The sequence below is a fragment of the Congregibacter sp. genome (assembly GCF_965662665.1).
Lineage (GTDB): Bacteria > Pseudomonadota > Gammaproteobacteria > Pseudomonadales > Halieaceae > Congregibacter.
Window position 1 is genome coordinate 11,800 of the sequence record NZ_CBFIIF010000008.1, and the last position, 13,070, is coordinate 24,869.

15 protein-coding genes are annotated in these 13,070 nt (G+C 56.0%); 10 read left to right on the forward strand and 5 right to left on the reverse strand.

The window, feature by feature from the left end:
* Positions 1 to 11 precede the first annotated feature (11 nt).
* Together ACTG39_RS05080 and ACTG39_RS05085 are read right to left on the reverse strand one after the other, a co-directional pair.
* Positions 12 to 1,631, reverse strand: a complete 1,620-nt coding sequence (locus ACTG39_RS05080) for a DUF7507 domain-containing protein (protein ID WP_439106456.1) — start codon at positions 1,629 to 1,631, stop codon at positions 12 to 14.
* Between the two features lie 83 nt (positions 1,632 to 1,714).
* Complete coding sequence (locus ACTG39_RS05085; RefSeq protein ID WP_439106457.1) at positions 1,715 to 2,509, reverse strand: hypothetical protein; 795 nt, start codon at positions 2,507 to 2,509, stop codon at positions 1,715 to 1,717.
* Positions 2,510 to 2,834: 325 nt separating this feature from the next.
* Between ACTG39_RS05085 and ACTG39_RS05090 the strand changes: the two genes are divergently transcribed.
* Both ACTG39_RS05090 and ruvX read left to right on the forward strand, forming a co-directional pair.
* Positions 2,835 to 3,404, forward strand: a complete 570-nt coding sequence (locus tag ACTG39_RS05090) for a YqgE/AlgH family protein (protein ID WP_439106458.1) — start codon at positions 2,835 to 2,837, stop codon at positions 3,402 to 3,404.
* Position 3,405: 1 nt separating this feature from the next.
* Positions 3,406 to 3,834, forward strand: coding sequence for a Holliday junction resolvase RuvX (gene ruvX / locus ACTG39_RS05095; protein ID WP_439106459.1), 429 nt, complete (start codon positions 3,406 to 3,408; stop codon positions 3,832 to 3,834).
* A gap of 1 nt (position 3,835) precedes the next feature.
* Here ruvX and ACTG39_RS05100 read toward each other — a convergent pair whose 3' ends face one another.
* Together ACTG39_RS05100 and ACTG39_RS05105 are read right to left on the reverse strand one after the other, a co-directional pair.
* The gene (locus ACTG39_RS05100; RefSeq protein WP_439106460.1) at positions 3,836 to 4,945 is read right to left on the reverse strand and encodes a PilT/PilU family type 4a pilus ATPase; all 1,110 of its coding nucleotides are present in this window, start codon (positions 4,943 to 4,945) and stop codon (positions 3,836 to 3,838) included.
* Positions 4,946 to 5,000: 55 nt separating this feature from the next.
* Positions 5,001 to 6,035 (reverse strand): type IV pilus twitching motility protein PilT, encoded by a 1,035-nt coding sequence (locus tag ACTG39_RS05105; protein ID WP_439106461.1) that lies wholly within the window; start codon positions 6,033 to 6,035, stop codon positions 5,001 to 5,003.
* A 136-nt stretch (positions 6,036 to 6,171) separates the two neighbouring features.
* Here ACTG39_RS05105 and ACTG39_RS05110 point away from each other — a divergent pair, with 136 nt between their 5' ends.
* The 8 genes from ACTG39_RS05110 (at position 6,172) to hemW (ending at position 12,394) form a co-directional block, all read left to right on the forward strand.
* Entirely contained in the window at positions 6,172 to 6,864 is a 693-nt protein-coding gene (locus ACTG39_RS05110) for a YggS family pyridoxal phosphate-dependent enzyme (RefSeq protein ID WP_439106462.1), read from the forward strand.
* Positions 6,848 to 7,744, forward strand: a complete 897-nt coding sequence (proC, locus tag ACTG39_RS05115) for a pyrroline-5-carboxylate reductase (RefSeq protein ID WP_439106463.1) — start codon at positions 6,848 to 6,850, stop codon at positions 7,742 to 7,744. Before ACTG39_RS05110 ends, proC begins: the two co-directional genes overlap by 17 nt.
* A gap of 65 nt (positions 7,745 to 7,809) precedes the next feature.
* Positions 7,810 to 8,397 carry a YggT family protein gene (locus tag ACTG39_RS05120; RefSeq protein ID WP_439106464.1) on the forward strand — a complete coding sequence of 196 codons (588 nt, stop codon included), beginning with the start codon at positions 7,810 to 7,812 and terminating at the stop codon, positions 8,395 to 8,397.
* A 15-nt stretch (positions 8,398 to 8,412) separates the two neighbouring features.
* Positions 8,413 to 9,543, forward strand: a complete 1,131-nt coding sequence (gene metX, locus ACTG39_RS05125) for a homoserine O-succinyltransferase MetX (RefSeq protein ID WP_439106465.1) — start codon at positions 8,413 to 8,415, stop codon at positions 9,541 to 9,543.
* Positions 9,543 to 10,133, forward strand: coding sequence for a methionine biosynthesis protein MetW (gene metW, locus ACTG39_RS05130; protein ID WP_439106466.1), 591 nt, complete (start codon positions 9,543 to 9,545; stop codon positions 10,131 to 10,133). The genes metX and metW overlap by 1 nt, the downstream gene beginning before the upstream one ends.
* A 5-nt stretch (positions 10,134 to 10,138) precedes the next feature.
* Positions 10,139 to 10,618: a DUF4426 domain-containing protein gene (locus ACTG39_RS05135; RefSeq protein ID WP_439106467.1), complete on the forward strand. Its 480-nt coding sequence runs from the start codon at positions 10,139 to 10,141 to the stop codon at positions 10,616 to 10,618.
* Positions 10,611 to 11,240, forward strand: coding sequence for an RdgB/HAM1 family non-canonical purine NTP pyrophosphatase (rdgB, locus tag ACTG39_RS05140; RefSeq protein ID WP_439106468.1), 630 nt, complete (start codon positions 10,611 to 10,613; stop codon positions 11,238 to 11,240). Before ACTG39_RS05135 ends, rdgB begins: the two co-directional genes overlap by 8 nt.
* A 14-nt stretch (positions 11,241 to 11,254) precedes the next feature.
* Positions 11,255 to 12,394, forward strand: a complete 1,140-nt coding sequence (gene hemW / locus ACTG39_RS05145; RefSeq protein ID WP_439106469.1) for a radical SAM family heme chaperone HemW — start codon at positions 11,255 to 11,257, stop codon at positions 12,392 to 12,394.
* A gap of 3 nt (positions 12,395 to 12,397) precedes the next feature.
* On the opposite strand, the gene trmB is transcribed toward hemW, so the two are convergent.
* Positions 12,398 to 13,036, reverse strand: coding sequence for a tRNA (guanosine(46)-N7)-methyltransferase TrmB (trmB, locus tag ACTG39_RS05150; protein ID WP_439106538.1), 639 nt, complete (start codon positions 13,034 to 13,036; stop codon positions 12,398 to 12,400).
* Between the last annotated feature and the right edge of the window lie 34 nt (positions 13,037 to 13,070).

Here is a 13,070-nt window from a genome sequence, read left to right on the forward strand (position 1 = left end):
TTAAGCCAGCCTTAGCGAGGTGTCTTGCGCAGCTGCCTAACGACCAGCAAAAGCAGAATAAAGGCTGTCAGAAGTATTGATGACAGAGGGATGGGCACGGCTTGCTGCGCAGTGCTCACGATTCGACGTATAAACACAATAGCGGGATCCGAGTCCTCCAGCGTTGGACCCCCGGATGCACTGGCCTCGGCGCTCACCGTATTTATGTGTAGTCCCGGACCCGACCCATTTACATTTGCGGTAAACCTACAGCTGTAACTCGTCTGTGCGTCAAAGCTACTGCCCACTGCGCAGTCGCCCTGACCATCCAGATCGCCAAAAACACTATCAACCAGCGACGTCAGCTCAAGGGTTTCCACAGAGTTATTCTGCACCTGAATGGTGAACTCCACCGGAGCACCCGGTGCGTTTACGATATTAGGACTCGCAGATTTGACCACAACAATATTTTCCCCGTTCGGCGGTCTCTGGTTCAGCAGGGTTACCTCTGCGGTATCAGAAGCTTGCACGGGGGTGCCTGCGCCATTCTGACCAGACGCTGTCACTACATCGACAAGCTGGTCGCCCTCATTACCGCTTACCGTTGTCGTAAAGCTGCAGCTGTACTCCGCCCCGGGTGCAAGCACTGCGCCCGTAGCGCAGGTTCCCTGACCATCCAAGTCACCATAGGGGTCGTCAACCAGGCTATTCAAGGTGATTGTAGAAGCGTTCGATGCGTTGGTAACCACGATCGAAAATATCACCGGTCCCCCGGGCGCGGGGAGGTGGGTGGGTGACGCGGTTTTTTGTACCTCTAAAGCAGGAACCGGAGGTGAAGAAATCGTTACCTGCGCTCGTGGGAAAGCGCTGACAGGGTCGCCGTCGTCGTCGGTTCCCAGAACCGCAATAGTATCCACCTGGGTATCATCGGTCGCACCGTTAAACACCCCGGTAAAACTGCAGGTGTAAATAGCACTGGGTACAAGGATTTGCGGAACGGCACAGCTGCCCTGGCCATCCAGATCGCCGTAAACATCGTCTACCAGACTGTCCAGAGTCACTGTGTCTACGGGAGACGTGTTTTGCACAGCCAAACCAAAGGTAAAGACGCCGCCGGGAGCGGACCGCTCGCTGGGATAGGCTATTTTTCTGGCTTGAATAGAGGACGGTACGTCAATGATGATCACGGTCGCACTATCTGAATCGGTGACCGGATCACCACTGGTAACCCCGACCCCGGTAGCCGTTATGGTATCGGTGACGATGTCCCCAGGTTCACCGGGGGCCAAGCCTGCCGGCGGAACCGATGCAATAAACGCGCACAAAATAAATTCACCCGGCGCGAGGACAACGGGGGCAGTGGCTGAACAACTGCCCAGGGAAAAGACATCTCCGTATAGGTCATCAACCAAGGTATCAACTTGCACTGACTCGCTGGCGGAGGTGTTGGTGACGCGCAGTCCATAGAGGGCACTCCCTCCCGGCTCCTTCACTTGCCGCGGAAAAACTGCCTTGCTTACACTTAGGGATGGCGGCGGTGGCAATGCTGGCGCAGTTATCACCACCGTAGCCTGCGCAAAGTTATTCAAACTCTGACCGTTATCGTCAACGGCGCTGACGGTGACCGTGTCCGTCTCGCTGTCTCCATTCACCCCGCTTACCGTTGCAGTAAAACTACAATCGTAGGCCGCGCCTGGCGCAAGCACCTGCCCAACGTTGCACGTTCCACGGCCATTCAATCACCATGAATGTCATCCACTATTGACGTGAGTGTGAGTGGATCGGTCTCTGCGGAGGAATTGTCGACCCGTACAGCGAATTCCACAGAACCACCGGGCTCCGCAAGGGCTGCCGGCACCGCTGTCTTGAAGACCTGCATACTGGGAGACGGCTCTACAATAATTGGCAAGTTCAGGTTCGGATCGTAATCACACTTAGAACTCTGGCTGGGAAAAAAACTGGACGGATTCGTAGGATCGGTGCAGACGTCGGCATTAGCATTCGACGACCAGGTAATCATCCCGCTAATGTCAACGTCACCGTCACCGTCACGGTCCTCACATAGCACCGAGTCAAGGGTGACCAAGCGGTAGTTGGTGCCGTCACTGCTGCTGATATCTCCGCAGGCATCTCCATCCAGATCGCGAAACGGCCCTAGACCCGCAGTATCCGTTCCATTAAACAGCACGTCTGAGCTGGTTTGCGGTACGAACGCCGTCAGGTCGCAACTGGCTCCATCGAAGACCTCACCGCCATCGTTACCCACAAAAATGGCAAGGTCATAACGAGACCTTGCCGTGGAAGACACTCCCACAAGCGCGGTCAAAGAAATCGTCTCTCCCACGGTGCACTCACTGGGACCACCGATCAGCGTGCCCGTAACCACCAGGTCATTTGCCGAACAGAGTTGCCCATTATCCGGGTTTGGTCTCGGGGGACAGGCATCGCTTTGGGCGTGGGATACACCGGGACTGAGCAAAACAAGCGTGAAAAATACAAATGAGGCGCGGTGCCTTAAAATAAAAAACAAAAAAATAACACCTCTAGATACTCTGAATACTCTGAATACTCTGAATACTCTGAATAAAAAGTCACTGCGTATTAATTAGGGCTGAATTCGCAGACCCAGAGTCGGCCCGAGGCCAGGGATCAGCTACCGGCGCTTATTGACCGCGTTCAAAACGCAGTTGCTCGCAGTATATCTCCTCTCAATGCCCTTAAACTAGACAGAATGGAGACGCCCATCTACGCTAATAAGGTCAGCGTAAGTCTTCAACAGTAGACTGACAACAGAGCCCCGCATACAGCAGTGGACGCCACCGCAATCGAGATACTACTGCGGTGGGGGAGGTAATATGAAGGTATCAAGCAGTGACAGCCTTCGGGATCACTTCCTCCTGGCGATGCCGGGATTGGACACAGGGCTTTTCAGTGGCAGCATCACCTATATCTGTGAACACGGCGAGGCCGGTGCCATGGGCATCGTGATCAACCAGCCGCTGGACCTGTCCCTCGGGGAGATCTTCGATCATCTGGATATCACCTGCGAGGCTAGATTCCACGATCAGCCAATTCTTGCCGGCGGGCCGGTACAGATTGATCACGGTTTTGTGCTTCACCCAAAAGGTGAAAAAACCTGGGACTCTTCTCTGCGAGTTACGCCAGAGGTGCAGCTAACGACCTCCCGGGATGTGCTTAAAGCTATCGCCAAGGGAGAAGGCCCCAGCGATTTTGTCGTCGCGCTGGGTTATGCGGGCTGGTCCGCGGGTCAACTCGAAGAAGAGATAGCCAACAACAGCTGGCTGACCTTGCCCGCAGAGAAGAGCATTATTTTTGATACTGCTATCGAAGACCGGGTGGCGGCAGCGGCCGCTGCATTGGGCATCGACATGAATCTAATGAGTGCAGAGGCGGGCCACGCTTAACGTGACAAGGTCATCATCACCTCAACGAGTGCTCGCTTTTGACTACGGACTGCGCCAAATCGGCGTGGCCGTGGGGAACTCCCCTCTGGGGACAACGCAACCTCTTGCCATTCTCAAGGCCCGTGATGGTCAGCCCAATTGGGATGAGGTAGCGGCGCTGTGTAGAGAGTGGCAACCCGACCTACTGCTCATCGGAGATCCCCTCAATATGGACGGAACCGTGAGTGAGTTTGCCCAGCGCGCACGAAAGTTTGCCCGCCGCCTTGAGGGTCGCCTGGGAGTGGCAGTGGAGATGGTAGATGAGCGGCTAAGCAGTTTTGAAGTCAAACAGCAGCAAAGAGAGGCGGGGCACTCCGGAGATTACACAGAACACCCCGTGGATGATCTCGCGGCAGAGCTGATCCTTAAGGACTGGCTAGGTCAGCAGTGATCTAACGATCGACCTGAAGGTTCACAGCATTCGCATGGCTGCTGCGACGCTTATCAAACATCTTAATACCCAGACGCACTTCGTTTGCAGAGTCCGCGCAGCGTATGGCTTCCTCAGCAGTGATTTCACCGTCACAGTATTTGGCAAGCAAGGATTGATCGAGCGTTTGCATACCCTGCTCGGTGGACTTGGCCATCACCTCCTTAACCAGATGAATCTGCCCATTGCGAATATGATCCGCTATCAGAGGCGAGTTGAGCAGCACCTCCATAACGGGCACACGGCCCTCGCCGCTCGCTCGCGGTAACAACTGCTGCGCCACCATGGCGTTCAAATTCAAAGACAGGTCCATAAGTACCTGGTTGTGTCGCTCCACGGGAAAGAAACTCAATATGCGATCAATCGCCTGATTGGCGTTATTGGCGTGCAGGGTACACAGACACAAGTGCCCGGTTTCAGCAAAGGTTAAGGCGTGCGCCATAGTTTCCGCCGATCGTACCTCACCAATGAGAATCACATCTGGCGCCTGGCGCAAAGCGTTTTGCAGGCCCATCTCAAAAGTCTCGGTATCAATACCGATCTCGCGCTGAGTAATCAGACAGCCCGCATGATCATGTACAAATTCGATGGGGTCTTCGACGGAGAGTATATGGCCGCGGCTATAACGGTTTCGGTGTCCCACCATCGCGGCAAGCGACGTAGACTTACCGGTACCGGTGCCTCCCACAAAAATGACCAAACCACGCTTTGCCATGGCAAGCTCGGTCACGATGGGCGGTAAGCCCAAGTCACCGATGCGCGGAATTTCGTCTTTTATGCGACGAAGGACCAGACCATCCTGCCCCCGTTGAACAAAAGCGCTGGCCCGGAACCGTCCGTGCTCCTCGGAGTGCACTGCATAATTACACTCTTTGTGGCGCTCAAACTCCTCCTCCTGTGCAGGTGACATGGTCTCCCGCACCAGGGCTCGCACCTGTTCGTCGCTAAGCCCCTCTTTGGAAATTGCGTGGATTTCACCATCGACCTTTATGGAGGGGGCCGCTCTGGCAGTGATAAAACCGTCCGACGCATCGGCCTCTACCATCTTGGCTAACAGTTCATCAATGTGCATGAGCGAGGCTCCTTCGGCTATTTTGGTGATCAGCGTCTTGGGGAATCTGCGTGATCTAGAAATTCTCCGGCATACGGGCTTTCTCCCGCGCGACATCGCGGGAAACAATCCGCTTGTCGACCAGCTCCTTGAGACACTGATCCATCGTCTGCATACCCACGGCCTGGCCGGTCTGAATCGCGGAGTACATCTGCGCGACTTTGTCTTCACGGATAAGGTTGCGTATCGCCGAGGTCGCACGCATGATTTCGTGCGCTGCGACACGCCCACCGGCAGTGCGCTTCATGAGGGTTTGGGACACCACGGCCTGCAGTGACTCAGACAGCATTGAACGCACCATGGACTTTTCAGCAGCGGGGAAAACGTCAATTACGCGGTCAATAGTTTTGGCGGCTGACGTGGTATGCAGGGTACCAAACACGAGGTGTCCGGTTTCCGCTGCTGTGAGCGCAAGCCTAATAGTCTCCAGGTCACGCATCTCGCCCACCAGAATGATATCGGGGTCTTCTCGTAAAGCGCTGCGCAGGGCCTCGGCAAAGCCTAGGGTGTCACGATGCACTTCCCGTTGGTTCACCAGACACTTGCGGCTCTCGTGAACAAATTCGATCGGATCCTCAATGGTGAGAATGTGCTCATACTTGTTGTCGTTTATGAAATCGACCATCGCCGCGAGGGTAGTGGACTTTCCTGAACCGGTGGGCCCCGTTACCAGCACCAAACCCCGGGGCATCATGCTGATGTCCCGAAACACCTGACCCATCCCCAGATCTTCCATAGTAAGAACCTTGGAAGGAATGGTTCTAAACACACCACCCGCACCGCGATTCTGATTGAAAGCATTAACCCGGAAGCGCGCTACACCGGGAACTTCGAAAGAAAAGTCTGTCTCCAGAAACTCTTCAAAGTCCTTCCGCTGCTTATCGTTCATGATGTCGTAGATGAGATCATGAACCTGCTTGTGCTCAAGGGGTGGCAGATTAATTCGTCGTACATCGCCATCGACACGAATCATTGGCGGCAGGCCAGCGGATAGGTGCAAATCCGAGGCTCCCTGTTTGGCGCTGAACGCCAGCAGTTCCGTAATATCCATAAGCCGCCCGTACACTCCCTTGTTGTTCTTTAAGTGTTGGTCTTTAGGTTCCATCCTTCGATTTGCAGCTTCGCAAATATGGCAGATGGCCCTCAACGATTATGTCGCTGCACGCTAGCTCAGCTAACATAGCGTCATGAACAACGAACCTATCCCCGGCAATATAGCAAAGGTGCTCCAGCAGGTAAGTAGTGCGGTGGAAAAATACCAGCGCACCCCCGGGAGCGTTCGCGTCATGGCGGTGAGTAAAACCCAGCCCGCAGAAGCGGTTCGCAGCGCCGCGAGCGCGGGCCTCACAGACTTTGGTGAGAACTACCTTCAGGAAGCGCTCGAGAAAATCGACGCCTGCGGGGACTTAGAGCTTACCTGGCACTTCATAGGGCCCATCCAATCCAACAAGACACGAGCCATTGCGGCTAACTTTGACTGGGTTCACAGCGTTGACCGGGAAAAGCTGCTGCGAAGACTCAGCGAGCAGCGGGATCCGTCACGGTTACCCCTAAACATCTGCATACAGGTAAACGTTTCCGGAGAAGACAGCAAATCCGGTGTTGCTCCCCAGGAGCTACCCTCTCTCCTCTCCCTTGGCGCGCGACTACCCAATCTACGCTTGCGGGGTCTGATGGCAATTCCTGCACCCGCAGAGGATTTTGCAGCCCAAAAACAGGCTTGCGATGTTCTCGCCTCGTTGTTTTTAGAAGCGCAGCAAGAACACCCCTCGCTGGATACCCTGTCCATGGGTATGTCGGCGGATCTTGAAGCCGCAATCGCATCGGGCAGCACACTGGTACGCATTGGCACAGCAATCTTTGGTGCCCGGCAAAGATGAAGCGCCGGGTGATCAGGATGTATACTGCTTCGCCTTAATTCATAGCTTCCAGGGCAAATCCGTGAGCGGTTTTACCACGGCATTTATCGGTGCCGGCAACATGTCCCGCAGCATTATCGGCGGATTGATCGCAGCCGGCGTTGATGCCGACTCCATCAGTGCCAGCAATCCCGGCGAGGGACCCTTCGAGGAGCTCCGAAGACTGGGTCTCACTCGTTTGGCCCACAGCAATCTCAGCGTCGCCGAGGCCGCGGATGTCGTGGTTCTGGCAGTTAAACCGCAACTGATGCGCGAGGTCTGCGAAGAACTCGCCGCCGTGATTCGCGAAGATCAACTGGTGGTATCCGTCGCCGCGGGAGTCGCAGCAGACAGCCTGCATCAGTGGCTTGGCGGGAAAGCAGAGCTTGTTCGCTGCATGCCCAACACGCCGTCACAGCTGGGCGAGGGTGCCAGCGGCTTGTTTGCCCGGGCATCGGTGAGCGCAGTCAACAGACAACGAGCAGAGGACATTATGCGGGCGGTGGGCCTCATCCGATGGGTTGAGGAGGAGTCGCTCTTACATGCGGTTACTGCAGTTGCCGGGTCAGCACCCGCCTATTTCTTTCAGTTTATGGAAGCGATGATTGCAGAAGCCCAGCGCATGGGTCTGGATGAGGAGAGCGCGCGTACATTGTGTGCTCAAACCTGCATCGGTGCGGGTCGCATGCTCGCGGTAGGAGATGTGAGCGCTGCGGAGCTCCGACGCCGCGTTTGCAGCCCTAACGGCACGACGGAACGCGCGGTAGCGGCGTTCAGTGCTGCGGGCATCGACAAGATAGTGAGCAAAGCCATGCAGGATTGTTATGCACGGTCCGAAGAGATAAGCCGGGAGCTGTCCTGAAGCGCCAGGGCCTCAAGCGAGAGCAATAAGACTTGCCTCAGTAGAATCACAATCAGCGGAAGACTATGAACGCATTTAACGAAATCGCCATCTACCTGATCCAAACGGTTCTGGGTATCTATCTGCTGATCATGCTCATGCGCTTTGTCCTGCAGCTGTCTCTGGCTGATTTTTACAATCCCATCTGCCAGTTCCTGGTGCGCGCAACCAACCCTCTCGTGGTTCCGCTAAGGCGCCTTATACCCGCGCGAGGCCGGCTTGATTTTGCATCCTTTGTCCTGGCGATCGTGATACAGCTAGTGGGCATTCTGGCCATGCTACTGCTCAACGGCATCGGATTACCCCCCGTAAGCCTGCTGCTGGCGTGGTCTGCAGTAAGCGTGATCGGGCTGCTGGTTAAGATTTACTTCTTTGCGCTGCTGGGCATGATTATTCTGAGCTGGATTGCGCCGGGCACCTCCAATCCCGCCGCGTATCTCATGTTTCAAATCACAGAACCAGTGATGGCGCCCTTTAGGCGTATGCTTCCGTCTATGGGCGGCATGGATTTTTCACCGATACTGGTTTTTATCATTATCAATATTGTGCAAATTGCCTTGCGAAACTTCGCAGCGGGTCTGGGTCTGCACCCGGCGCTGGTCATGGGTATCTAAGGTCGGAAATGCCCCGTGCAGGAAAACTCCCTCGGCATTGTTAGTCCCCGCGTTGAGCACTTCCAGGAGCCGCTCACATTTTCCTGTGGGCGCAAGCTGGCAAGCTATGAGCTGATTTTTGAGACCTACGGCGAGCTTAACTCTGACGCCAGTAACGCCATTCTCATTTGTCATGCGCTCTCGGGACATCACCACGCTGCGGGCTTTCACGATGAACATGAGCGCAAGCCCGGATGGTGGGATGCCTGTATCGGCCCGGGGAAACCCATTGATACGCGACGCTTTTTTGTCGTGTCCCTGAACAACCTCGGTGGTTGTCATGGCTCCACGGGTCCCACAAGCGAGAACCCCGAGACCGGAGAAGCATTTGGACCGGACTTCCCTCAACCGCAGGTCGACGACTGGGTAGATGCTCAGGCACGCTTGGCAGATCGTTTGGGAATCAATTGCTGGGCGGCTGTGGTAGGTGGCAGCCTAGGTGGCATGCAGGCCATGGCCTGGTCTCTGCGCTATCCCGAGCGTCTGCGCCACTGCATCGTTATTGCCGCAGCAATGAAACTCAGCGCCCAGAACATCGCCTTCAATGAAATCGCCCGCCGGGCGATCATGTCTGACCCGGGTTTTGCAGAGGGATACTATCTCCGCGATGGAACCCAACCTACTCAAGGCCTCGCACTGGCGAGAATGGTCGGCCATATTACCTATCTTTCGGATGACGCCATGGCCGCTCGATTCGGCCGGGAGCTTCAGCCCAGCAATCCAGAGGACTCAAACCCTGATGCCCCCCAGTTTCAGATAGAGAGTTATCTGCGTTACCAAGGGCAACAGTTTTCATCGGTATTTGATGCCAACACTTATGTGCTCATGACCCGGGCGCTGGATCAGTTCGATCTGGCTGCGGCCTATGGGGGTGACGCGGTGGCGGCATTCGCTCAGGCGCGTTGTGACTATCTGGTGCTGTCCTTCTCCACAGACTGGCGATTTTCGCCGGCGCGCTCGCGGGAGATTGTCGATGCGCTGCTGGCAGCAGAACGACCGGTGAGCTATGCCGAGATCGAAGCGGATGAGGGACACGATGCGTTTCTGCTGCCCATTCCGCGCTATCTCGCCGTGCTCGATGCTTACCTGCAGCGGGTGCAGGCCTGATGCGTCAGGATCTCACGCATATCCTACGCTGGATAAAATCCGGCGCCAGCGTGCTCGACCTCGGCTGCGGGGACGGCGAGTTTCTGGCTTTAATTCAAGAACAACGCCGCGCTCGAGTAATGGGCATCGAAATTGATCCCGACGCGATTACCGCGGCGATGGGTCGAGGTCTTAACATCATTGAGCAAAACCTCGATGGTGGTTTGGCAAATTTCCCCGACCATAGTTTTGACATGGTAGTAATGGCGCATGCGCTACAAGCGGTGCAGTTCCCGGATCAGGTGTTGGAAGAAATGCTGCGTGTGGGTCGGGAATGCGTAGTCACCTTTCCTAACTTCGGTCAGTGGCGAAGCCGTTTACACCTGGCAACCCGGGGGCGCATGCCCGTGTCACGATTTATGCCCTACAGCTGGTATGACACGCCCAATATCCATTTTTGTACGGTCAGGGATTTCGAAACGCTATGTAAGCAGCGCGGCATTCGTATTCTGGGTCGAGACATGATTGGCGGCGACGACCGCGGCACAGCGCTGGCGCGCCGCTGGCCTAATCTTTTTGCAACCACCGCGATTTACCACATAAGCCGATGACCACGATGAATACCTTGAACATCACCAACCGTCTCTTTGCACTCCGCAGGTGGCTAACGCCACTGGGGGTCTTTTGCCTGCTTATTAGCGGATCAGCGCAGGCGCAACTCTCCGAACGATTCGGCCCCTATGAGTTGCACTACAGCGTTGTAAACACAACGTTCATTGAACCCGCTGTGGCTGATCAGTATGGCCTTGCGCGAGGAAGCCGAAGGGCCATTATCAATCTATCGCTGAGAGAGCACCTGGAAGACGGCAGTACCGTCGCGCGGGAAATGGACCTCCAGGGACGTAGCTGGGACCTTACCCAGGCGCAGGTCAATTTTGATTTTATTGAAGTGCGTGAAGGGCCCGCGCTGTACTACATCGGTGAATTTAAGTTTATCAATCGGGAATGGCGTTTCTTTGAACTTAACTTCACTCCCGAGGGATCAGAAGAAGCCTTCAGTTTTGAGCTCAAGAAGCAGATGTATATCAATGACTGAAGCTGTTCAAGAAGCATCCAGCCTTGCTGGCGACATCGTGGTTGCCAGCGGTAATCAAGGAAAGGTCTCGGAACTGGCAAGACTCTTTGGACAGCTGCCCGTTACGCTGCGTCCCCAGTCTCAGTTCAGCGTCACCCCTGCCGAGGAGACGGGACTGACCTTTGTGGAGAATGCGATTCTCAAAGCGCGGGCCGTTGCAGCGCAGACGGGACTACCAGCGCTGGCGGACGATTCCGGCCTGGAAGTGGATGCGCTGCTGGGTGCTCCGGGAGTGCGTTCCGCCCGCTACGCCGAGGGTAGTGACGGCGATGATGAAGCCAACAAGAGCAAACTGCTCAAGACCATGAAAGATGTTCCCGATGGCGCTCGTCAGGCGCGCTTTCATTGCGTGCTAGTGCTTTTAAAGCACCCCGAAGACCCGGTCCCTCTGATTGCTCAAGGGCGCTGGGAAGGCATTATTCTCCGGGAGCCCCGGGGCGAAGGTGGCTTCGGATACGACCCTCTCTTCTTTGTCCCCAGCCACAACGTAAGTGCAGCAGAGCTGGAGCCCGCAGTGAAAAACGCAATCAGCCATCGCGGGCTCGCCGCCGCGGACATGCTAGCGCTCCTTGGCCAGGGCTGATTCGGCGTATTGGGATGAAAGCCCCCCAGCTTGGTCTCTACATTCACATTCCCTGGTGTGAGCGAAAGTGCCCCTACTGTGATTTTAACTCCCACGAAGCTCTGAAAATCCCCGAGGCCGCCTACACCGACACACTGATTGCGGACCTGCTTGAAGAAACAAGAGACCAGCGACGGGAGATACAGACCGTATTTATAGGCGGCGGAACCCCCAGCCTGTTCAGTGTAGAGGCCATCGGCCGGATCATGGAGGCCGTGCGAAGCGCCGGACTGGCGGCAGAGGCCGAGGTCACCATGGAGGCTAATCCCGGCAGTGTCGAAACAAGCCGTCTCCAGGGTTACGCTCAGGCAGGGGTCACGCGGTTTTCTCTGGGAATCCAAAGCTTTAATGATCGATGCCTGCAGGCGCTTGGCCGAGTTCACAACAACGACATGGCGCGACAGGCCGTTGCGGCCGCCAAGACCTCCGGCGCAGCAAGCTACAACATTGACCTCATGCACGGACTTCCGGAACAGAATCTCGAGCGAGGCCTCGACGATATTGGCAACGCTCTTTCTCTGGCACCACCCCATCTCTCCTGGTACCAGCTCACCATCGAAGCGAATACGCGCTTTTACTCACATCCACCACAACTACCCTCAGAGTCTATTCTCGGCAGTCTCGAAGAGGAGGGCGCGCGCGTACTCAGCGCGGCGGGATATCAGCGCTACGAAGTGTCCGCCTGGGCGCAGCCGGGACAGGAGTGTCAGCACAATCTCAACTACTGGCGCTTTGGAGACTACATGGCAATTGGTGCCGGCGCCCACGGAAAACTGAGCACCGAGGAGGGTCAGGTTTTTCGCTATGCCAAAACCCGACAACCCGACGACTATCTTGCCACGGGAGGTATCCAGCGCCGGGGGATACGGATACTCGATAAAACTGATCGTCAGGGTGAGTTTATGCTCAATGCTCTGCGACTCACCGAGGGTTTTAGCCTAGCATTGTTCGAGGCACGCACAGACCTGAACCCCCAACAAATTGACGCCAAGGTCAGCGAGCTTGTGGATCGCGGATTGCTAAGAAAAAATCAGGAACAGATACAAACAACGGCGCTTGGACGACGATTTTTGGACGATGTCGTTGCCGCATTCTTCGCCGAACCCGGTGAATGAGTTCTAGCTTCCCGACGGACGGCGATACAGCAGGTCCCACACACCGTGACCCAGGCGCTGACCGCGGAGCTCAAACTTGGTGAGCGGGCGCTCCTCGGGCCGAGGCACATAGCCGCCATCGCTGGCGCAGTTTTCTAAAGACGAACAGTCGTTGAGCACCTCGAGCATATGCTCGGCGTAGGGCTCCCAGTCGGTGGCAAGATGGAGCACCCCGCCAGGACCCAAACGGCTAACCAGAAGCTCTGTGAACGCGGGTTGAATCAAACGACGTTTGTTGTGGCGCTTTTTGTGCCAGGGGTCAGGAAAAAATATCTGTATGCGCTGCAAGGAATTAGGGGCAATACAGTGCTCTAGTACCTCCACCGCATCATGGCACATTGCGCGAACATTACTGAGTTCATGTTCCTGCACACCGTGGAGGAGGCGGCCCACACCCGGCCGATGAACCTCGACACCGAGATACTGCGCAGCAGGATTCGCAGCGGCCATATCCAGGAGGGATTGCCCCATGCCAAAGCCAATCTCCAGCACCCGCTCGCCGGCACCACCAAAGATTTCATCAAAATCCAGAAGCTCGGGGCGATAATCTATACCCCAGAGAGACCAGCCCTCGTCAAAGCCTCGCTGCTGCGCTTCGGTCATTCGTCCGGCGCGCAGTACAAAGCTCTTGATGCGC